The sequence below is a fragment of the Segniliparus rugosus ATCC BAA-974 genome (assembly GCF_000185725.2).
Lineage (GTDB): Bacteria > Actinomycetota > Actinomycetes > Mycobacteriales > Mycobacteriaceae > Segniliparus > Segniliparus rugosus.
In genome coordinates this window covers 777,883-797,162 of record NZ_KI391954.1, presented here as the reverse complement: position 1 = coordinate 797,162, position 19,280 = coordinate 777,883, and the positions used below count along the sequence as shown (strand labels likewise).

20 protein-coding genes are annotated in these 19,280 nt (G+C 67.2%); 9 read left to right on the top strand and 11 right to left on the bottom strand.

The features are described 5' to 3' along the window. Window positions 1-37: 37 nt before the first annotated feature. The 7 genes from HMPREF9336_RS13635 to trpD form a co-directional block, all read right to left on the bottom strand. Window positions 38-520: a polyadenylate-specific 3'-exoribonuclease AS gene (locus HMPREF9336_RS13635; RefSeq protein WP_007467975.1), complete on the bottom strand. Its 483-nt coding sequence runs from the start codon at window positions 518-520 to the stop codon at window positions 38-40. Continuing rightward, window positions 520-1,275, bottom strand: coding sequence for a lysophospholipid acyltransferase family protein (locus tag HMPREF9336_RS13630; protein ID WP_007467973.1), 756 nt, complete (start codon window positions 1,273-1,275; stop codon window positions 520-522). Before HMPREF9336_RS13630 ends, HMPREF9336_RS13635 begins: the two co-directional genes overlap by 1 nt. 266 nt (window positions 1,276-1,541) lie before the next feature. Continuing rightward, window positions 1,542-1,982 carry an SRPBCC family protein gene (locus HMPREF9336_RS13625; protein WP_007467972.1) on the bottom strand — a complete coding sequence of 147 codons (441 nt, stop codon included), beginning with the start codon at window positions 1,980-1,982 and terminating at the stop codon, window positions 1,542-1,544. 9 nt (window positions 1,983-1,991) lie between these two features. Then, complete coding sequence (locus tag HMPREF9336_RS13620) at window positions 1,992-2,381, bottom strand: hypothetical protein (protein ID WP_007467970.1); 390 nt, start codon at window positions 2,379-2,381, stop codon at window positions 1,992-1,994. A gap of 183 nt (window positions 2,382-2,564) precedes the next feature. Next, entirely contained in the window at window positions 2,565-3,698 is a 1,134-nt protein-coding gene (locus HMPREF9336_RS13615; protein ID WP_007467967.1) for a glycosyltransferase family 4 protein, read from the bottom strand. Between the two features lie 72 nt (window positions 3,699-3,770). After that, window positions 3,771-4,964, bottom strand: a complete 1,194-nt coding sequence (locus tag HMPREF9336_RS13610) for an NlpC/P60 family protein (RefSeq protein WP_051357361.1) — start codon at window positions 4,962-4,964, stop codon at window positions 3,771-3,773. 225 nt (window positions 4,965-5,189) lie between these two features. Further along, the gene (trpD, locus tag HMPREF9336_RS13605) at window positions 5,190-6,263 is read right to left on the bottom strand and encodes an anthranilate phosphoribosyltransferase (RefSeq protein WP_007467963.1); all 1,074 of its coding nucleotides are present in this window, start codon (window positions 6,261-6,263) and stop codon (window positions 5,190-5,192) included. A 54-nt stretch (window positions 6,264-6,317) separates the two neighbouring features. Here trpD and HMPREF9336_RS13600 point away from each other — a divergent pair, with 54 nt between their 5' ends. From HMPREF9336_RS13600 to HMPREF9336_RS18040, 6 genes are all read left to right on the top strand, one after another. Further along, on the top strand, window positions 6,318-6,692 hold the full coding sequence (locus HMPREF9336_RS13600; RefSeq protein ID WP_007467962.1) for a DUF1304 domain-containing protein: 375 nt from the start codon (window positions 6,318-6,320) through the stop codon (window positions 6,690-6,692). 78 nt (window positions 6,693-6,770) lie between these two features. After that, window positions 6,771-7,400, top strand: coding sequence for an aa3-type cytochrome oxidase subunit III (gene ctaE, locus HMPREF9336_RS13595; protein WP_007467960.1), 630 nt, complete (start codon window positions 6,771-6,773; stop codon window positions 7,398-7,400). A 16-nt stretch (window positions 7,401-7,416) separates the two neighbouring features. Next, the gene (qcrC, locus tag HMPREF9336_RS13590) at window positions 7,417-8,322 is read left to right on the top strand and encodes a cytochrome bc1 complex diheme cytochrome c subunit (protein ID WP_007467957.1); all 906 of its coding nucleotides are present in this window, start codon (window positions 7,417-7,419) and stop codon (window positions 8,320-8,322) included. Then, window positions 8,319-9,470: a cytochrome bc1 complex Rieske iron-sulfur subunit gene (qcrA, locus tag HMPREF9336_RS13585; RefSeq protein ID WP_007467956.1), complete on the top strand. Its 1,152-nt coding sequence runs from the start codon at window positions 8,319-8,321 to the stop codon at window positions 9,468-9,470. The genes qcrC and qcrA overlap by 4 nt, the downstream gene beginning before the upstream one ends. Beyond that, window positions 9,467-11,152, top strand: a complete 1,686-nt coding sequence (gene qcrB, locus HMPREF9336_RS13580; RefSeq protein ID WP_007467954.1) for a cytochrome bc1 complex cytochrome b subunit — start codon at window positions 9,467-9,469, stop codon at window positions 11,150-11,152. Before qcrA ends, qcrB begins: the two co-directional genes overlap by 4 nt. 721 nt (window positions 11,153-11,873) lie before the next feature. Beyond that, window positions 11,874-12,125, top strand: coding sequence for a YrhB domain-containing protein (locus HMPREF9336_RS18040; protein ID WP_156920413.1), 252 nt, complete (start codon window positions 11,874-11,876; stop codon window positions 12,123-12,125). Window positions 12,126-12,182: 57 nt separating this feature from the next. On the opposite strand, the gene HMPREF9336_RS13575 is transcribed toward HMPREF9336_RS18040, so the two are convergent. Together HMPREF9336_RS13575 and ctaC are read right to left on the bottom strand one after the other, a co-directional pair. Next, window positions 12,183-12,599: a cytochrome c oxidase subunit 4 gene (locus HMPREF9336_RS13575; protein ID WP_007467950.1), complete on the bottom strand. Its 417-nt coding sequence runs from the start codon at window positions 12,597-12,599 to the stop codon at window positions 12,183-12,185. A gap of 34 nt (window positions 12,600-12,633) precedes the next feature. After that, window positions 12,634-13,683, bottom strand: coding sequence for an aa3-type cytochrome oxidase subunit II (ctaC, locus tag HMPREF9336_RS13570; RefSeq protein WP_007467949.1), 1,050 nt, complete (start codon window positions 13,681-13,683; stop codon window positions 12,634-12,636). Window positions 13,684-13,854: 171 nt separating this feature from the next. Here ctaC and asnB point away from each other — a divergent pair, with 171 nt between their 5' ends. Beyond that, on the top strand, window positions 13,855-15,816 hold the full coding sequence (gene asnB, locus HMPREF9336_RS13565; protein ID WP_007467947.1) for an asparagine synthase (glutamine-hydrolyzing): 1,962 nt from the start codon (window positions 13,855-13,857) through the stop codon (window positions 15,814-15,816). A gap of 378 nt (window positions 15,817-16,194) precedes the next feature. Here asnB and erpA read toward each other — a convergent pair whose 3' ends face one another. After that, entirely contained in the window at window positions 16,195-16,551 is a 357-nt protein-coding gene (gene erpA / locus HMPREF9336_RS13560) for an iron-sulfur cluster insertion protein ErpA (protein ID WP_007467945.1), read from the bottom strand. A gap of 109 nt (window positions 16,552-16,660) precedes the next feature. Here erpA and HMPREF9336_RS13555 point away from each other — a divergent pair, with 109 nt between their 5' ends. After that, on the top strand, window positions 16,661-17,323 hold the full coding sequence (locus tag HMPREF9336_RS13555) for a DUF3043 domain-containing protein (RefSeq protein WP_051357358.1): 663 nt from the start codon (window positions 16,661-16,663) through the stop codon (window positions 17,321-17,323). Further along, window positions 17,320-18,111, top strand: coding sequence for a nicotinate-nucleotide--dimethylbenzimidazole phosphoribosyltransferase (locus HMPREF9336_RS13550; protein ID WP_007467941.1), 792 nt, complete (start codon window positions 17,320-17,322; stop codon window positions 18,109-18,111). The genes HMPREF9336_RS13555 and HMPREF9336_RS13550 overlap by 4 nt, the downstream gene beginning before the upstream one ends. On the opposite strand, the gene HMPREF9336_RS13545 is transcribed toward HMPREF9336_RS13550, so the two are convergent. Next, entirely contained in the window at window positions 18,108-19,223 is a 1,116-nt protein-coding gene (locus HMPREF9336_RS13545) for a branched-chain amino acid aminotransferase (RefSeq protein WP_007467939.1), read from the bottom strand. The two genes, HMPREF9336_RS13550 and HMPREF9336_RS13545, sit on opposite strands and share 4 nt — an antisense overlap. Window positions 19,224-19,280: the final 57 nt, after the last annotated feature.

Sequence of the window (19,280 nt, the reverse complement as noted above, 5' to 3'; positions counted from 1 at the left end):
ACGTTATTCCGGATGCCCGAGACCTGCTCGTTCGCGGTCAAGCAGCCTGGATCGCGAGGTAGCGCTCGCGGCAATGCCTCGCGTCGACGAGCGCGTCGTGCGCGCCGTCGGGGACCGGAGGCAACGACGGGCTGCCGCGATCCTCCCAGAGCTGGCGCACGTCCCTTGTGTACCGGGGAAGCGCCCTCGGCAACGCTGGCATCGCGCCCCAGAGCTGGCAAAGCACCACATGGTCGTACGCCCCCATCCACGCCCACAGCTCGATGGGGTCCTTCCCGCCCGAAGTCAAAAACTCCAGCAGCTCGTCGCGCAGCCGGGACCTCGGCACCCAGAGCGGGGACGAAAGCGGCGGCAACTGGCTCAGCACGTGCTCGCGCACCCATTTCCCGGCTTTCCGAGCTTCGAATTCCGAAGACACCCGGTAGAACTCCCTGCCGTCCTCGGCGACCACGCCGATGGAGACCAGGTCGATCGTGGCCCCGTCTTCGATGAACTCGGTGTCGTAGAAAAATTTCGGCATCAGGCTGCCGAAGGAGTCGTCTTCGGCCCGGAGCCTTTCTCCCCCCCGGATCTCTTCTTCCGGGTCGCGTACGCGTCCACATACTCCTGGCCGCTCAGCCGCATGATCTCGTACATGATCTCGTCGGCGATGGAGCGCTCGACGTAGTGGTTGCCCACGAAGTCGTAGAAGCGCGAGAAGTCCAACGGCTTGCCAATGCGCACGGTCACCGGATGGGGGTGGAATTTCGCGCTGTCGGGGGCCAGAACCTTGTCCGTCCCGATCACGCCGACCGGGATCACGGGGACTTTCGCTTCGAGCACGATCCGCGCGGCTCCGGTCTTGCCCTTGTACAGCCGTCCGTCCGGCGAACGGGTGCCTTCCGGGAAGATGGCGGCCAGATTCCCTTTGGCCAGCACCTTCTTCAGCGACTCGAGGGCGGCCCGAGAGGCGTCGCCGCCGCTGCGGTCGATCGGCACCTGCCCCGCGGACGAGAAGAACCAGCGCTGGAAGGCCCCCTTGATCCCCGTGCCGGTGAAATACTCGCTCTTCGCAACGTGCGTCACCTTGCGGGGCACCGCCAACGGGACGAAGAGCCAGTCGGTGGCGGAGAGGTGGTTGTACGCGATGAGCGCGCCCCCAGAACTCGGAATGTTCTCCACGCCCTCGACCGTGCTCGGGCACAGCAGGTTCAGCGCCGGGCCGATGAGCACATGTTTGAACGCGCGGTACCAGAGCGTGCGCTCGGAATAGTCCTTCGTCAACGCCTTATGCACCGGTTTCTCAACCTCTGGTTTCGCAGCAGCTTGGCTCGTGGTCACGGGTATCACTCTACCTATCGCATCGATCCATTCCAGGGGAACCCGACTCCTGCCGCGAACCCGACGGATCCGGAGAGCGGGGACGCGAGGGGACGAGCCCGGTCGGTCCTCGGGAAACCAAACGGACGATCCCCCGCGCGCGGGGCCCAGACCAGTGCAGCGCCAGCGGAACAAGCGCGCGAGGAGCCGACGACGCGGCGAGGCTCCGTTTGCGGCGCGGATCAGCTCAAGGATTCGACGCGCTTCTTCAGCTCTTTCAGCGCGGTGTCGATGATCGCCCGCTCGGCTTTGCGCCGGAACAGCCCGATCATGGGGATCCGCAAGTCAACGGACAGCTCGTAGGTCACTTTCGTGCCCTTCTCGTTCGGCTCGAGGAGGTACGCGCCCTCTTGCGAGCGCATGATCGTGCTCTCCAGCAAAGTCCACCGCACGGAAAGGCCGTCTTCCGCCCACGTGTAGCGCAATTCGTAGGTGTCCTTGAGCAGCGCCGCGTCGAGCACAAACCGCGCCTTCGCGGCGAACCCGTTCTTGTCGCGCTCGAGGATTTCGACCGATTTGGCGGCGTCCACCCATTCCGGGTAACGGTCGAGGTCGGCGATCACCGCCATCACGTCCGCTGGCTTCGCCCCAATGACAATCGATTGATTCGTGTGATCTGCCATACGCCCAACCTACCGCGTCGGCTCCGGTGCGGGCGCATGGCCCGGCGGCTTCCCCGCCTCGTAGCGGTCTTTCAGCTCGAAACTCATCGCCTTCCCCGCCAGCCTGAGCCTTCGGACGAGCCTGCGCAGCTCGCGGGGACGCAATGGCGCGGCCGGCTCCCCGTGCAGGAAGAAGTGCAGCAGGGTGCCGTCCAGCTCGGGTTTGAGCCAGACTTCCATGGTGCCCTGGACCTGGCCGCTGACCAACCATCGGACGCCTTTTTCGCCCCGAGCCTCACGGACCTTCAGGTCCAGCTCCGGCCACCAACGCAACCAGCGGCTCTGGTCCTCAAGGCCCTGGCCGACGCTCGCTGGAGACGCCGCGACGAAAGTTTGGTCGGCGATCTGAACACTGTGCATAGTGGCAGAAACGCTATCAGGTCGCGCTGCTCCGAGCCTCTGACGGATCCAGGCGGACGAGCCCCGCGAACGGGAGTCGCCCCGGCGGGGCCGAAGGCGACGGCGCGCGCAACGGAGCGAAGAACGAGCGGCGAGGCGCTGCCCCCGAGCGCTGCGAGCAGGAGACTTGGCAATCGGACCGCGTCAGAGGTCGAGCAGTTCCGCCAGCTTGGCCGCCGAAGTGTCCCAGCCCCAGGACTCCTGCACCCAGGCGCGTCCCGCGACCCCCATTTTGCTCGCCCGAATCGGGTCCGAGAGCAGCCGGACGGCGGCGTCGCCGACCTCTTGCACGGACCGTCCCGAAACAACGGTGCCGGTCTCGCCCTCGCGCACGGTCTCCGGAGCGCCGCCGGAATCCCCGGCGATCACCGGGAGCCCTGCCGCCGAAGCTTCGAGGAAGACGATGCCCAGGCCCTCCACATCGAGCCCCTTGCCCCGAGTGCGGCACGGCATGGCGAACACGTCCGCCATGGCGTACCAAGCAGGCAGGTCCTCCTCGGGCACCCGGCCGATGAAACGCACCCGGTCGGTCACGCCGTGCTCGTCGGCGAGCTTGCGCAAATTCTTCTCGCACGGCCCGGACCCGACGATCACGAGCAGCGCGTCCGGAACTTCGCGGAGCACCTTCGGCATCGCCTTGATGAGCACGTCCTGCCCCTTGCGCGGCACCAGGCGCGCGAGGCAAAGCAGAACCGGAGCCTCGCCGAAGCCATGCCGCTCCCGCATCGCCCCGCGAAGCTGAGGGTCGGGCTGGAAGCGCTCGGCGTCCACGCCGGGCGCGAGCCGCACGAAATCCACGCCTGGCCCGAACGCCCGCCGCACGCGCCGCAGCGCGTAATGGCTCACATAGGTGACCGTGTCGACGGTGGAACCGATGCGGCCGAGCGCCTGCCGGGCTCCGGGAGTCATCGACCAGCCCACTTCGTGGCCGTGGGTGCTCGCCACCACCCGTTTCGCCCCCGCCGACCGCACCGCGTTCGCGAGCAGCGCGAAGGGGGCCGCCGCGCCGAACCACACCGAGTCCGCGCCGTGTTCCCGGACGAGCTCTTGAGAACGCCGCGCGGTCCACGGGTTCGGCAGCAGCAACGAACGCGGATGACGGACGATCGGAAAAGGCTGCGCGGCGTCGAACGCGCGCTGCTCGGCCTCGTTCCGCCACGAGGCGGTGTAGACGACGAGCGAATCCGCGGGCAGCCGCGTGGCGAGCGCGTGCACGTACGACTGGATCCCTCCCGGCCTGGGCGGGAAGTCATTCGTGATCAGGAGAGCCTTGGACACCCGACCAGCCTAAATCAAATCGACGGAGTTGAACGACACAAACAGCGTGTTCGAGCTAGGGCGGCTCAGCGCTCAGCCCATCCGGACGAACGCGTGCACCGGGCCCGCCGCGTCGATCGGCGCGACGGTGACCGGCTGGCCGTAGGTCGGCGCATGGACGACCATTCCGTTGCCGATGTAGATCGCGACGTGCGAGACGCCCGAGTAATACGTCACCAAGTCGCCGGGCTGGAGGTCGCCGCGCCCGATGTGCCTGCCGAGACCGTCCTGCGCCTGGCTGGAGTGCGGCAGCGAACGACCGACCTGCTGGTAAGACCACATCACCAGACCCGAGCAGTCGAACACGCCCGGACCGGAGCCGCCCCACACGTAAGGCTTGCCGACGCGGCTGAGCGCGGCCTGCACAGCCCGGCCCTTGGAGGTCGCGCCCGCCTGCTCCTCAGGAGCGTCGGAGGATTCCGGCGGGCGCGGAGCCGCCTCCTGCTTCTTCGGATCCTGGCCGAGGCCGAGGCCGTTCGGAGCATCTTCCTCCGGGAAGACCTGCGCGGGCGGGGCGGCCTGCGGCTGCGGAGTGGCGCCTTCCATCGGGTTGACGCTGAAGTCGTGGAGCTGTTGCGGGGTCAACTTGGCGTACTGGTCTTTGATGGCCGCGATCTGCTGCTGGAGCTGGGCTTCTTTCGCCTGCAACTCGGCTTTCTTCGCCATGGCGCGCTGCTCGGCCGCTTTCGCGGCATCGAGCGCCTGCGCGGTGTCCGCCGCGGCCTGCTGCGCCTTCGCGTAGGAGTTCTTGTAGCTGGTCACCTTGTCGTGCACGTCGGACGCGATGGCCTTGATGTCGGACATCTGGTCCAGAAGCTGCCCAGGGGATTTGCTCACCAAAAGGGCGTACACCTCGTTGAGCCGGACTCCGTTGTAGGCGGTCTCGACGAACATGTCCACCACGCCCTGGTAGCGCTCGACGTCCGCCCGCGCCTGTTCTTCCCTCGCCTGGTCCTCCACCAGCCTGGTCTGCGCTTGCGCGCGGGCCGCGTGCGCCGCGTTCAGGTCGGTGAGCGCTTGGTACTGAGCCTCTTCGGTCTGCTCCGACTGGCGGGCGAGGGCGCGCAGCTCGGCCACCGGGTCGGCGGGATCCGACCAAGCGTTCACCACCGAGAGAGCGGCAGCCACAACAGCGGCGAGCAGCGCCGCCGACATCCGCCGCGCAACAGCAGCGCGGCCCGATGCGGCGCTTCGACGCGAGTGCGCCTCGCTTGTCGAGTCCAGCACCTACTACCTCCAGTCATTGGATCTCATGTTCCGCGCCCGCGTTCCCGCCCTCAGGCGGCGAGACAGAATGACGGCCCCTTGCGCCGTCGCGAGATAACATTTTGGTGTACGTCTCGGATCAGAGTACGAAACGACAGCCAGCATGTCCACTCCGCGCGCGCCGTGTCGGACACAGCGCGTGTTCCAGTCCAGGTCAGAGAACAACAAATTTTATCTGAAAATTTTTCAGAGCGACGAACAGAATTCGACCCACCGGCGCAACAGCGCCGCCGCCGCGCCGCTCGCGAGCGCCTCGTCCGCTTCCCCGAGGCTCTCGGCAATCCCCGTTCGATCGAGCCTTCTGCCCCGCGCCACGGCGACCGCGACCGCTGCGTTCCACCGGACCACGTCTCGGATCGCGGCGACGTCCCAGGCCGCGCCGGATGGCTTCTGCGCGGCAAGGACCGCTGTGACCAATATCGCGCCCTCCTCGGCGGTCTGCCCGCCGAGGAGTTGGCCGATCCCCGCCCTCGGCACGCCGAAATCCGCCGCGTCGAGCCCGAACCGGCTCACCCCGCCCTCCTCCGCGAGCCAGACGCTGTTCCCACCCGTGGTGGTGAGCTCGTCGAGGCCGTCCGCCCCTCGGACCACGGCCACGCGGTCGCCCCGTTTGGCGAAGACGTGCGCCATCGACTCGGCCAGCGGCTCCCACGAGCAGCCGATGAGGCCGAACTTCGGCCTTGCCGGGTTGGCGAGCGGCCCTAAGACGTTGAACACCGTCGGAGCGCCCAACTCCTTGCGGACTGGCGCCACTTCCCGCATGGAGGGGTGGTAGCGCTGAGCGAAGCAGAAGCCGATCCCCACCTCCGCCACGCACCTCGCCAGATCTTCGGGGCCGAGCTCGATCCGCACGCCGAGCGCCTCAAGGACATCGGCAGAGCCGCAGCGGGAAGAGGCCGCGCGGGAACCGTGCTTGACCACCGGCACGCCGCACGCGGCGGTCACCACCGCGGCGAGCGTGGAAATGTTCGCGGTGCCGAGCCCGTCGCCCCCGGTGCCGACCAAATCCACGCAGGCGCGGTCCACCGCAAGGGGCACCGCGCGCTCGCGCATCGCCTCGGCGAGGCCGTCGAGCTCTCCCGCCGTGGGGCCCTTCGTCGTCAGCGCCGCCGCGAACGCCCCGATCCGCGCCCGCTCCGTCCGCCCCGCCATGATCTCCCCCATCGCCCACCGGGCCTGCTCGGCGGAGAGCTCGCGACGGGCGAAAAGCTCGCGCAGGAGCGCGGGCCATGACAGAGAGGACTGGTCCGGGGACGACACAGCGTGATCGTAGCGGCGCCGGTCCGGCGCTCGCGGGCCGCCTACTATGCGAGGATGCGCATCGCCTTCCAAACCTTCGCCGCCCTCGCCGCCCTGCTGCACGTCGCGATCTTCTTCATGGAGAGCGTGTTCTGGACGAAGCCGCAGATATACAAGCGATTCGGCGTGCGTTCGGCGGACGAAGCCGTCGTGATCAAGCCCATGGCGTACAACCAAGGCTTCTACAATTTGTTTCTCGCCGTCGGAGTCTTCGCAGGTCTCGCCGCCCCTGGGACGAGCGGCGAGCTGGTGGCCGTCTTCGCGCTGTCCTGCATCGTCGGGGCCGCTTTTGTTTTGGCCAGCACGGGGCTCTCCCACCTGCGCGCCGCCGTCTCGCAGGGCTTGTTCGCCGCAGCGGCCCTGGCCCTGTGGGCAGTTCTGCCTGCGTAAGAAGTCGTTCGGAACTTTTCCCCGCCGCTATCCGACCCCGGAGGCAGCGAAGCTACTACGAGGTGTCATACTCAAAACATGACGAGCGCGGCAGCCCCTTCGCACGCGGCCATCGCGAGCCGAGTTCACTCGCTCAACAGGCCCAACATGGTTAGCGTCGGCACCATCGTTTGGCTTTCGAGCGAGCTGATGTTCTTCGCAGGCCTCTTCGCAATGTATTTCGTGACCCGGGCCGGGCAGGCTCCCGCGCTGGACGGGCACAAGAACTGGCCGCCGGAGCCGACCGAGCTGAACCTCGCGTTGGCGATCCCGGTCACGACGGTCCTCATCCTCTCCTCGTTCACCTGCCAGTGGGGCGTGTTCGCGGCGGAGCGGGGCGACGTGTTCGGACTGCGCCGCTGGTACACCCTGACGCTGTTCATGGGCCTGTTCTTCGTGTGCGGCCAGGGCTACGAGTACTTCAACCTCTACCGCGAGGGCACCCGCCTGGACTCCAGCGCGTACGGCTCGGTCTTCTTCATCACCACCGGGTTCCACGGCCTGCACGTCATCGGCGGCCTCGTGGCCTTCGTCTTGCTCTTGGCTCGGACCAAGATGAGCAAATTCACCCCTGCCCAAGCGACGTCCGCGATCGTCGTGTCGTATTACTGGCACTTCGTCGACGTCGTCTGGATCGCACTGTTCGCCACGATTTACTTTGTGAAGTAGAGAAGGACAAGCACCAGTGAAACCCCTCTCCCGCCTTAGAGGCGCCCCCCGACGGTCTTCCGAGGGCGGTGACGAGCAGCGCGTCAGCGGCAAGTTCCGCCGCCGGGCACGAAGCGCGGCCGTCATTTTCACCGGACTGGTCGCCGCAGGCTTCGCGACGACTTTGCTCACCCCGCACGCGCAGGTGGCAAAGGCCGACGAGAAAGACCTCTCCCTGATCCGGGACGGCAAGCAGCTGTACGAGACCTCGTGCATCACCTGCCACGGCGCGAACCTCGAAGGCGTCCAGAACCAGGGCCCGAGCCTGATCGGGGTCGGCAGCGCGGCGGTCTACTTCCAGGTTTCGTCGGGCCGGATGCCCGCCGCCCGGAACGAGGCGCAGATCAAGCGCAAGCAGACCGACTGGGACGAGAAGCAGATCGAAGAGGTCAGCGCCTACGTCGACTCCTTCGGCGAAGGCCCCTCCGTCGTGTACGAGAAGAACCCGGACGGGACTTTCAAGCTCGACGCCGACGGCGAGAAGATCGTCGCCCAGGAGTCTCTGCGCGGGAAAGACCCCGAGTCGATCGCGCGCGGCGGCGAGCTGTTCCGCATGAACTGCGCCTCCTGCCACAACTACACCGGACGGGGCGGCGCGCTCTCCTCCGGGAAATTCGCCCCGCCGTTGGACGCCCCGAACGAGCAGCAGATCTACGCCGCCATGCTCACCGGGCCGCAGAACATGCCGAAGTTCTCCGACAGCCAGCTCTCCCCTGAGGCGAAAAAAGACATCATCGCTTACATCAAAACCGCGACGGAGACCAACTCCCCCGGCGGTTACGACCTTGGCGGCTTCGGGCCGGTTTCCGAGGGCGCGGCTATGGCCTTCGTCGGTGTCGTCGCCCTCCTCGGCCTCGCGATGTGGATCGGATCTCGGACATGACCCAGGAACAACCAACTGACCCCACCCCCGAAGAGCTCAGCAGGATGAGCCGGGACGAGCTCGTCACCCTCGGCCTCGCCAAGGACGGCGTCCGCCTCATCCACCGCACCGAGCGTTGGGCGGTGCCCGGCACCAAGGCCGAGAAGCGGGCCGAGCGGCTCGTGGCCTTCTGGCTCTTCCTCGGCGGCTTCGCGGCCCTCGCCCTGCTCGGAGTCTTCCTCTTCGGGCACTGGGAGTACGCGGGCCCCGGCGAGCGCGGGTACACGGCGTACACCTGGGAGACACCGCTCATCGGCATCACCATGGGCGTGTCGATCCTCGCGCTCGGCATCGGCGCGATCGTCTACACCAAGCGGTTCATCCCAGAGGAGATCGCCGTCCAGGACCGCCACGACGGCGGCTCGAAGCCGGTGGACAAGCTCACCTTCGGCGCGATCCTGAACGACTCGCTCGAGACCTCCACCCTGCCCCGACGCACGATGATCAAGCGCGCCTTGCTCTTCAGCGGCAGCGTGTTCGGCGCCGCCGCCGGGATCTTCTTCCTCGGCGGAGCCATCCGCAACCCGTGGGCCAAGGGGAACGACTCGGACCTCTGGCACACCGGCTGGACCCCGCGCAAGGGCGAAGAGGGCAAGCCGATCTATTTGCGCCGCTACACCCCGCAGGACATCTACTCTGTGGAGATCGTCAAGCCCGAGGACCTCGCGTCCGGCGGCATGGAGACCGTCTTCCCCTGGCGGGAGTCCGACGGGAAGGGCGAGACCGAGGAGTCCCGCGAGCGGCTCTTCGAGTCGTTCCACGGGATCCGCAACCCGGTCATGCTCATCCGCCTGCGCCAAGAGGACGCCCAGCGCGTCGTCAAGCGCAAGGGCCAGGAGAACTTCAACTACGGCGAGTACTACGCCTACACCAAGGTGTGCTCGCACGTTGGCTGCCCGACCTCGCTGTACGAGCAGCAGACCAACCGCATCCTCTGTCCGTGCCACCAGTCGCAGTTCGACGCCCTCCACTACGGGAAGCCGATCTTCGGTCCGGCGGCGCGGGCGCTCGCCCAGTTGCCGATCACTGTGAACGAAGAGGGCTACCTCGTCGCGAACGGCGACTTCATCGAACCTGTCGGACCAGCGTTCTGGGAGCGTAGATCATGACCAGCACCGTCGAAACCGTCGTGAACCCGGCTGTGAAGTTCCCCAAGCAGCTGGAAGAAGCGGACAAGCGCTACCACCTGTCTGCGGGCATGCGCCGCCAGATCAACAAGGTCTTCCCGACCCACTGGTCGTTCATGCTCGGCGAGATCGCCCTGTACAGCTTCGTCATCCTGCTCCTCTCCGGGGTGTACCTGACGCTCTTCTTCAAGCCGTCGATGGCCGAGACCGTCTACCACGGCGTGTACCAGCCGCTCTCCGGCGTGCGGATGACCGAGGCGTTCGCCAGCACCCTCGACCTTTCTTTCGAGGTGCGCGGCGGGCTCTTCATGCGCCAGATCCACCACTGGGCGGCGCTCTTGTTCTTGGCCTCCATGGCCGTGCACATGATGCGCATCTTCTTCACCGGCGCGTTCCGCCGTCCGCGTGAGGCGAACTGGCTGATCGGCTGCGGCCTGTTCTTCATCTCGATGTTCGAGGGCTACTTCGGATACGGCCTTCCGGACGACCTGCTCTCCGGCACCGGCATCCGCGCCGCGATGTCCGGCATCGTGCTGGGCCTGCCGCTGATCGGCACCTGGGTCCACTGGGGCCTCTACGGCGGCGACTTCCCCGGCGAGATCATCATCCCCCGCCTCTACATCCTGCACGTGCTGATCTTCCCCGGCATCATCATGGCGCTCATCGGCGTCCACCTGGCGCTGGTCTGGTACCAGAAGCACACTCAGTTCCCCGGCCCCGGCCGCACCGAGAACAACGTCGTCGGCGTGCGCATCATGCCGGTCTTCGCCTTGAAGGCTGGCGCGTTCTTCGCGCTGGTCTTCGGCGTGCTGGCGATCATGAGCGGCATCTTCACGATCAACCCGGTCTGGACGCTCGGCCCCTACAACCCCGCGCAGGTGTCCGCAGGCTCGCAGCCTGACTGGTACTTGGGCTGGACGGACGGCCTGCTGCGCATCTGGCCCGCGTGGGAGCTCTACGTCGGCGGCCACACGATCCCCCAGGCCGGATTCGCCGCGATGTTCCTCGGCGTCTACATCACCCTCCTGTTCGTCTGGCCGTTCCTCGAGCAGAAGCTCACCGGGGACAAGGCGCACCACAACATCCTGCAGCGCCCCCGCGACACTCCGGTCCGCACCGGTGTCGGCGCGATGATGTTCACCGTGTTCGTCCTTCTCACGGCGGCTTGCGGCAACGACATCATCGCCCTGAAGTTCGACATCTCGCTGAACGCGACGACGTGGTTCTTCCGGATCGCCCTTGTGGTCGGCCCGATCATCGCCTACTACTCCACCTACCGGTTCTGCCTCGGTTTGCAGCGCAGCGACCGGGCGGTGCTCGAGCACGGCATCGAGACCGGCATTCTGCGCCGTCTCCCGCACGGCGAGTACATCGAGGTGCACCAGCCGCTCGGCCCAGTGGACGACCACGGCCATCCGATCCCGCTGGAGTACCAGGGCGCGGCGGTCCCGAAGAAGATGAACCAGCTCGGCAGCGCGGGCGCTCCCGGCAAGGGCTCCTTCTTCACGGCCGATCCCGCCGAGGAGAACGAGGCCTTGCTCGCCGCGGAGCACGCCTCCGAGCACCACGCGCTCGAAGCGGTTCGCGAGCTGCAGGCCGAGAACGGCAACGGCCACCACGCCGTCGCGGAAGTGAGCGCTGGCCGCCACAGCAGCGAGCGCTGAGCCCGACTCCCAAACGAAGGAGCCCCCGGTCGGATTTCCGACCGGGGGCTCCTTCGTTTGGGAGTCCAGTCAGACACAAGCCCCTCCCCTACCCCGCGCTCGTCGTTTCCCTGCGAGCAGCTACGCCAATATGGCGAGGAACAACTCGACGAATGCCTGTCTGCGTGATTCGAGATCGCGCCCATAGCATGCTCCCACCAGAAACTGCTGAACCTGTCGCCGCTGTCAAGACCTCGACCTTGCGGCCTTGCGAGAACGCACGAGAGTACGTTTCGACCAAGCCGCCTTCGACAGAAAACGCGACAATTTCCAGCCCGACTCCCGTTCGCTCGGCCCGTGCCTGCGTCCCTCCAGTCGCCGCGCTGGGCGAGGCTGGGCTCTGGTGCGGTCATGGGGGCGTGAAGCGGGTGAAAGCGTATGCGCCACAGCTGGGCAACGGCACGCGACGCGTGCACAAGGTCCGATGCCCCGGCTTCCAGATGTCGTACCAGCCCGGAAGATCTCCCCTTGCCCCAGACAGGCCGCAGACGAGCACAGCTGCCAGCAGAACCCCTGATCGAGCGTCTCAGGAAGCCCTCGGCCTCGCTCTTGCCCCCAGAAGACGCGAGCGGAAGCGAGAGATTGATCTCGAACACCGTTGGAGAGGTCTCGGTAGCGCCCGAAACACTTCCCATCCGGAGCAGAGCATAATGCAAGATCCCGCGTGGACTACCATCAAGGGATGAACGGGATAAGCAAAGAAGCGGCCCGCGCACGTGCCGAAAGCGCACTCGCGGATATGGGGATCGGGGTCGAAGTCAGCATCCTGGACAATAGCGTCTTGGAGACTGAGACAGCCTGGTATTTCCCCTACAACTCCACCGAGTACATCGCTCATGGAACGGTCTCAGCGGCATTAGCGGGCAATCTGCCAGTCAAAGTGCCCAAGGACGGAACTGCAATCGGCTACGACCTTCCTCCTGGTCGCAGGTAAGCCCTCAGCGACAGCGCAACGCCCCCACAGCCAGCGCATCATGCCCGAGACAGCGCCTCAGTGCTTCTCGGCGCCCCGATGGTACTCGAAGACCAGACCGGCGACCGCCGCGACCACGGACACGGCGCCAGCGGCGAGGAGCCAGAACAGGTCCATCGCGAGGGCCACGGCGATGATGCTGGCCCCGCCCGCGACCAGGATGGGCCACCAGCTGCCGGGGCTGAAGAAGCCCAGCTCGCCAGCGCCTTCGGCGATCTCGGAGTCCAGCCGGTCCTCGGGGCGCAGCTCGATGCGCCGGGCGATGAACCGCAGGAACGTGCCGGTGATCAGGGTCAGTCCGCCGGTGAGCGTGATGGCGGTGACGCCGACCCACTCCATGCCCGCACGGCTGTAGGCGGTGAAGACGCCGTAGATCACGGCCATGACGAAGAAGAACCCCGTGAGGATCTCGAATAACCGGGCTTCGACTTTCATCGCGTCATCTCCCTTCGCGCTGCGCTCGTCGCGCTCATTGCGCCTGGCTGCTGTTCGGGCGCTCGGCCGCTCGGACCGGATCTGGCTTCGTGCTCGTCGCGAGCGGCTCCTCGCCGATCAAGGCGAGCGCGTCAGCGTTGGACTTTCCAGCCTTGCGGGCTTCGAGGTACTTCGCGAATTTCTCCGGAGCGACCGCCCTGACCTCGAAGTTCATCATCGAGTGGTACGTGCCGCACAGCTCCGCGCACCGGCCGACGAACGCGCCCTCGCGCTCGATCTTCGTGATCTGGAAGACGTTGTCGGTCTGGTTCTCCTTGGGGTTCGGGAACACGTCCCGTTTGAACAGGAAGTCGATCACCCAGAAGGAGTGGACCACGTCGCGGGAGGCGAGCCGGAATTCGACGATCTTGTCGGTGGGGAGCACGAGCACCGGGATCTCGGTGTCGGTGCCGATGGTCTCGATCTTGTTGAACTCGAGGTAGCTGATGTCGTCCGCGCTGCGGCCGTTCACCGCGAGCGGCAGGCGCTTGCCCTCTTCCTCGCCTTCGCCCTCGCGGTAGTCCTTGCCCTTCACCGTGTTGTCGAGGTGTCCGTCGTAGGAGGAGATGGATCCGACGTTCTCAACCTTGTTGTAGCCGAACTTCCAGTTCCAGCGGAACGCGGTGACGTCGACGACGACGTTGGGGTTCGGAACCTTCTTCTCCACGTAGTTCTGCGTGACCACGGTGTAGTAGAAGAGGCCCGCGACGATGATCGTCGGCAGGATGGTGCAGATGATCTCCAGCACCGCGTTGTAGCCGGTCTGGCGCGGGAACTCGGGAGCCCCCTCTTTCAGACGGGACTTGCGGTCGAAGAACATCGTCCAGAACATCGCCGCCCAGACGATGACGCCGACCACGAGCGCGGCCACGCAGGACCACACCCAGAAGTCGCCCATGGCGGTCGCCTGCGGGGTGACGCCGTGGGGCCAGCCGAAGCGGAAGTCGTCACGCACCGAGCAGCCAGAGAGGCTGATGGCGGCCAAACCGAGGACGGCCGGCCAACGCAGACGACGAAAGTCCAGCGTAGGGCGGAGTTTGCGCACGAACTCTCTACCTTTCTCTCCGACTTAGGGTCTGAGGCGCTCTTCACGACGGGAACTGTCTACTACGCAGCGTAGACCATGGGCGTCCGAGTTCCGAAGCCAGGTCCCTAGTCCGTAGACTGCACAGGTCTGATCTGGCGAACAAGCGAGCGTGAAGGAGTGCGATCGACCGTGTGTGGACTTCTGGGAGCGCTCACCCATCGGCAGACGGCGGCGGCGCTCGCGTCGCCGCTGGACGAGGCCGCCAAACTCATGCGCCACCGCGGCCCCGACGACCCAGGGGTCTGGCACGACGACGACGTGGCGTTCGCGTTCAACCGTCTCTCCATCATCGACGTCGATCACTCGCACCAGCCGTTGCGCTGGGGCCCGCCGGAGTCCCCCGAGCGGTACGCGTTGATCTTCAACGGCGAGATCTACAACTACCGCAAGCTGCGCGAAGAGCTCGCCGCCGAGCACGGCGCGACATTCGCGACCGAGGGCGACGGCGAGGCGATCGTCGCGGCCTGGCACCACTGGGGCGCGGCGGCGCTGCCCAAGCTGCGCGGGATGTTCGCCTTCGCGATCTGGGACACCGCCGAGCGCGTGGTCGTCCTCGCCCGCGACCCGTTCGGGATCAAACCCCTCTACTACGCCGAGTGGTCGGAAGCCGTCGTGTTCGGGAGCGAGAAGAAAAGCGTGGTCGCGCTCGCCCAGGCCGCGTCTGGCCGCCCGCCCGCTCCGCAAGGGCGAGGGCCCTATGCCTCTGGCGGCGACGAGGACATCGACCGCAAAGCGCTCGCCCACTACCTGGCGTTGCAGTACGTCCCCGAGCCGGAGACCCTGCACCGCTCGGTGCGCAGGCTCGAATCCGGAACCCACGCGATCCTGCGCCCCGGCGAGAAGCCGGTGTTCGAGCGCCACTTCCGGCCCGACTTCGGCGCGCCGGGGCTGAACGACCCCGCCGCGCAGATCTTGGCGGCGCTGGAGGACTCGGTCGCCGCCCATATGGTCTCCGACCCCGGCATCACCGTCGGCTCGTTCCTCTCCGGCGGCATCGACTCCACCGCCATCGCCGCCCTCGCGATACGCCACAACCCGAACCTCATGACCTTCACCACAGGATTCGCCCGCGAAGGCTATTCGGAGATCGACGTGGCCGCCGAGTCGGCGCAAGCCATCGGCGCGAAGCACATCGTGAAGGTGGTCGCGGAGGACGAATTCGTCGCCGCGTTGCCGGAGATCGTGTGGTACCTCGACGACCCGGTGGCCGACCCCGCGCTGGTGCCGCTGTATTTCGTCGCCAAAGAGGCGCGCAAGCACGTCAAGGTGGTGCTGTCCGGAGAAGGCGCGGACGAGTTGTTCGGCGGGTACACCATCTACCGCGAGCCGCTGTCCCTTCGCCCGCTCACCGGCCTGCCCGCCCCGGTGCGGCACGGCTTGCGAAGGCTTTCGGCCAAGATTCCCGAGGGAGTTCGGGGCAAGAGCCTGTTGTGGCGAGGCTCGATGACGCTGGAAGAGCGCTACTACGGCAACGCGAGGAACTTCGCCGACCAAGAGCTGCGCGCGCTCACCCCGTGGCGCGGGTCCGACTGGGGCCACACCGATGTGACCGCGCCGATCTACGCCAAGTCGGAGGCGTGGGATCCGGTGGCCCGGATGCAGCACCTCGACCTTTTCACCTGGTTGCGCGGCGATATCCTGGTCAAGGCGGACAAAATGACGATGGCGAACTCGCTCGAGCTGCGGGTGCCGTTCCTCGACCCCGAGGTCTTCGCGGTGGCCAAGCAGTTGCGCCGCCAGGACAAGATCCACGCCGGGACGACGAAATTCGCATTGCGCCAAGCGCTCGCCGAGGTGGTGCCCGCGCACGTGCTCGACCGCCCGAAGCTGGGCTTCCCCGTGCCGATCCGGGTCTGGCTCAAGTCCGGCCTGCTCGCGGACTTCGTCCGTGAGCAATTCGAAACCTCGCGCGCCGGCCAGCTTGTGGACCTCGGTTTCGCGAAGAGCCTGCTGGCCCGGCATCAAGCGGGCGAGGGCGATCACTCCCGCAAGATCTGGACCGTGCTGCTGTTCGTGCTGTGGCATGCGATCTTCGTGGAGGGCCGGATCGTGCCGAGCATCCCCGAACCGCACTATCCCGTCAGAATCTAGCGGCCACCGGCCCGGAACGAAGCGGCCAACACAGCGTGGAGGGCCGGATCGCGCCGAGCATCCCCGAACCGCACTACCCCGTCAGAATCTAGCGGCCACCGGCCCGGAACGAAGCGGCCAACACAGCGTGGAGGGCCGGATCGCGCCGAGCATCCCCGAACCGCACTACCCCGTCAGAATCTAGCGGCCACCGGCCCGGAACGAAGCGGCCAACACAGCGTGGAGGGCCGGATCGCGCCGAGCATCCCCGAACCGCACTACCCCGTCAGAATCTCGCCCGTCAGAATCTCGCCTCGCCGAAATCAACGGCCCGAAACCAAAATCGACTGCCTCCCCGGCTCGGGGCGGCAGTCGATTTTGGGCTTTGTCAGCCGAAGCTCAGTTGAACGAGTCCCCGCACGCGCAGGAGCCCGTCGCGTTCGGGTTGTCAATCGTGAAGCCCTGTTTCTGGATCGTGTCGACGAAGTCGATCGAGGCTCCGGAGAGGTACGGGGCGCTCATCCGGTCCACGACCAGTCGCACACCGTCGAACTCGGAGACCAGATCGCCGTCGAGCGTGCGGTCGTCGAAGAAGAGCTGGTAGCGAAGCCCCGCGCAGCCGCCGGGCTGCACAGAGATGCGCAGCGCGAGGTCGTCGCGGCCCTCCTGCTCCAAGAGCGCTTTGGCCTTGGCGGCCGCGCTGTCGGTGAGCACGACTTCGTGCTCACGCGCCTCGGTCTGCAAGTCGGCGGTCATTCGTTCTCCTTCTTCTCATGCGTGTGTCCGTCGCAAAAGACTTTCATCCCACAATACTCCGAACACGACGGCAGCGCTAAGGTCTAGCCTTGATGCTCGTGAAACTACCGTGGACCCGACGCGCCGAGGAAGAGAACCCCCAGGACGCTCTTTCCGAGCCGCAGCCGTCTGGACAAACCTCCGAACCCCGAACAAGACCCCCGGCAAGGGGCGGCCGACCCCGAAACGCCGGGACGCCGCCGGAGCCCGGCGCGGCCCGGTGCCCCCTACCCCGCTCACCGGAGCCGAGGCGAGGGCGCGGCGCAAAGCGCTCGCCGGGCCGAAGCTCACCCGTGAAGAACGGCGCGCCCAAAGCGCCGCGCGCCGCGAGCGGCAGGCCGACTCCCGCGCTCGGATGATGGCGGGCGAAGAGGCGTACTTGCTCCCGAGGGACAAGGGCCCCGTCCGGGCGTACGTGCGCGACGTGGTCGACTCCCGGCGCAGCCTCTCCGGCGCGTTCATGCCGATCGCGTTCACGATGATCGCCGTTTCGTTCGGCTCTCCGGAGCTGCAGGCGTACGTCGCCCCTGCGATGCTCGTGCTGCTGTTCGCCATGGTGGTCGAGGGCCTGTGGCTCGGACGAAAGGTGAGCCATCTGGTCGCGGCGCGTTTCCCCGACAACACCGAGCCCGGCTACCGCATCGGCTGGTACGCCTTCACCCGGTCGGCGCAGATGCGGCGGATGCGCGTGCCAAAGCCCCAGGTGACTCCGAAGGACAAGGACACGGTGTGAGCCTCACGTTTCCCCCGGCCCCGAGCCCCCGGACCGTCCGGGCGGCGCGGCGGGACGGCTACGGACGGCTGGGCGAGCTGCTGCGTTGGCACGAGTCCTGCCAGGCAGGGGACGATCTCGCCGAACCGGCGGGGGTCAGGCTGTTGATCGGCGAAACCGGTCCGGAATGGTCCCTCGCGGCCTTGCCGGACGATGTGCGCGCGGTGCGGTGGGCCACCGAAGCCGCCGGGATCGGCGCGTTCGAGTTCGGCCGGGGCGTCGTCGATGAGCAAGTGGACTCCGGGGCGGGTTTGCTCCTGCTCGCGGACTCGCCGCACGCCCTGTCCGCCGCGACAGCCGCCATCGCGGCGATCGTCGACATCGAACCTGTCGCCGCGGTCGGCTGGGGCAATCCCGGCGAGGAACGCCGCTGGGTCGAAGAAGTCACCGCCGTGCGCGACGAGCGCCACCGGCTCTACGGCGCGGCGCGCGCGCCCGAGCGCCTTGTGGATCTCGTCGCCAAAGAAATCGCGGCCACGGCGGGCTTCTGCCTGCAAGCGGCCCTGCGCCGCACGCCGGTGCTCCTGGACGGCGAGGTGTCCGCCGCAGGCGCGCTCCTCGCGCAGCGGCTGGCCTCAGGGACCAGCGCCTGGTGGCATGCCGCGCACCGCACCAACCTGCCCGCGCACGAGAAAGGGCTCGCCCGGCTCGGCCTCGCCCCGACGCTCGCGCTCGATCTGGCGGGCGGCGGCCTCGGGCCGCTCTTGGCCTTCGAAGCCCTCCGGACCGCGATCCGCGCGGCGAACTAGGCTCCTGGGCCCCACAATGTGGTGATCCAGTTGTGCGCGTCGGCGAACTGGCCGCGTTGGATGCCGGTGAGCGTGTCGCGCAGCGCCATGGTGACGTTGCCGGCCCCGCCGTCGCCGACGACGAACTCGCCCTCCGCGCTGCGGATCTCGCCGATCGGCGTGACCACCGCCGCCGTGCCGCACGCGAACATCTCGGTGATCTCGCCGGACTGGGCCTTGTCCCGCAGCTCGTCGAAGCTCACCCGGCGCTCTTCGACGGCGTAGCCCGCGTCCACCGCCAACTGCAGGATCGAGTCCCTTGTGACGCCTTCGAGGATCGTGCCGCTCGTCGCCGGGGTGACCAGTTTGGCCTGCGCCCCGGAGCCGAAGACGAGGAAGAGGTTCATCCCCGCGCCTTCTTCGAGGTACTTGCGCTCCACCGCGTCCAGGAAGATGACCTGGTCGCACTCGTGCGCCACCGCTTGGATCTGGCCGACCATCGCGGCGGCGTAGTTGCCGCCGCATTTCGCGTCGCCGGTGCCGCCAGGGGCGGCCCTGGTGTACTCCGAGCTCACCCAGATCTTCGTCGGCTTGACGCCGCCTTTGAAGTACGGGCCGGACGGACAGGCGATCACTAGGAAGCGGTACGAGCGCGCGAGGTGCAGGCCGAGCGCGAACTCGTCGGCGAACGCGAACGGCCGCAGGTAGAGGGAGTGCTCCGAGCCCGCTGGCGGAACCCACTCGTTGTCGAGCGCGATGAGCTGGCGGATCGCCCCGAGGAAGAGGTCCTCCGGCAGCTCCGGGATCCCGAGGCGGCGGGCGGAGCGCTGGAAGCGGCGCGCGTTGGACTCCGGACGGAAGACCGCGACCGAGCCGTCCGGCTGCCGGTACGCCTTGAGCCCTTCGAAGATCTCTTCCGCGTAGTGGAACACGCGCGCGGAGGGCTCGAGGCTGATCGGGCCGTACGGGAGCGCCTGCGCGTCGTGCCAGCCCTCGTCCCTGGTGTACGAGATGGAGATCATGTGGTCGGTGAACGTGGTGCCGAATCCCGGATCCGCCAGTACCGCTTCCCGCTCCGCAGGCGCGAGAGGGGCGGGGTTGCGCGTCACTGCGAAAACGGGGGCGATGGTCATAACCAACTATGATATCCGGCCAGTCGCCTTCGCCGGGTGCCAGGCTCTTCCCGCCCG

What these genes read in the sequence shown, in the direction of transcription:
- HMPREF9336_RS13635 (WP_007467975.1), bottom strand. Translation starts at nt 520, where the DNA reads ATGCCGAAATTTTTCTACGACACCGAGTTCATCGAAGACGGGGCCACG.
- HMPREF9336_RS13625 (WP_007467972.1), bottom strand. Translation starts at nt 1,982, where the DNA reads ATGGCAGATCACACGAATCAATCGATTGTCATTGGGGCGAAGCCAGCG.
- HMPREF9336_RS13620 (WP_007467970.1), bottom strand. Translation starts at nt 2,381, where the DNA reads ATGCACAGTGTTCAGATCGCCGACCAAACTTTCGTCGCGGCGTCTCCA.
- HMPREF9336_RS13600 (WP_007467962.1), top strand. Translation starts at nt 6,318, where the DNA reads ATGCGCATCGCCTTCCAAACCTTCGCCGCCCTCGCCGCCCTGCTGCAC.
- ctaE (WP_007467960.1), top strand. Translation starts at nt 6,771, where the DNA reads ATGACGAGCGCGGCAGCCCCTTCGCACGCGGCCATCGCGAGCCGAGTT.
- qcrA (WP_007467956.1), top strand. Translation starts at nt 8,319, where the DNA reads ATGACCCAGGAACAACCAACTGACCCCACCCCCGAAGAGCTCAGCAGG.
- qcrB (WP_007467954.1), top strand. Translation starts at nt 9,467, where the DNA reads ATGACCAGCACCGTCGAAACCGTCGTGAACCCGGCTGTGAAGTTCCCC.
- HMPREF9336_RS18040 (WP_156920413.1), top strand. Translation starts at nt 11,874, where the DNA reads ATGAACGGGATAAGCAAAGAAGCGGCCCGCGCACGTGCCGAAAGCGCA.
- HMPREF9336_RS13575 (WP_007467950.1), bottom strand. Translation starts at nt 12,599, where the DNA reads ATGAAAGTCGAAGCCCGGTTATTCGAGATCCTCACGGGGTTCTTCTTC.
- erpA (WP_007467945.1), bottom strand. Translation starts at nt 16,551, where the DNA reads ATGACCGCCGACTTGCAGACCGAGGCGCGTGAGCACGAAGTCGTGCTC.
- HMPREF9336_RS13545 (WP_007467939.1), bottom strand. Translation starts at nt 19,223, where the DNA reads ATGACCATCGCCCCCGTTTTCGCAGTGACGCGCAACCCCGCCCCTCTC.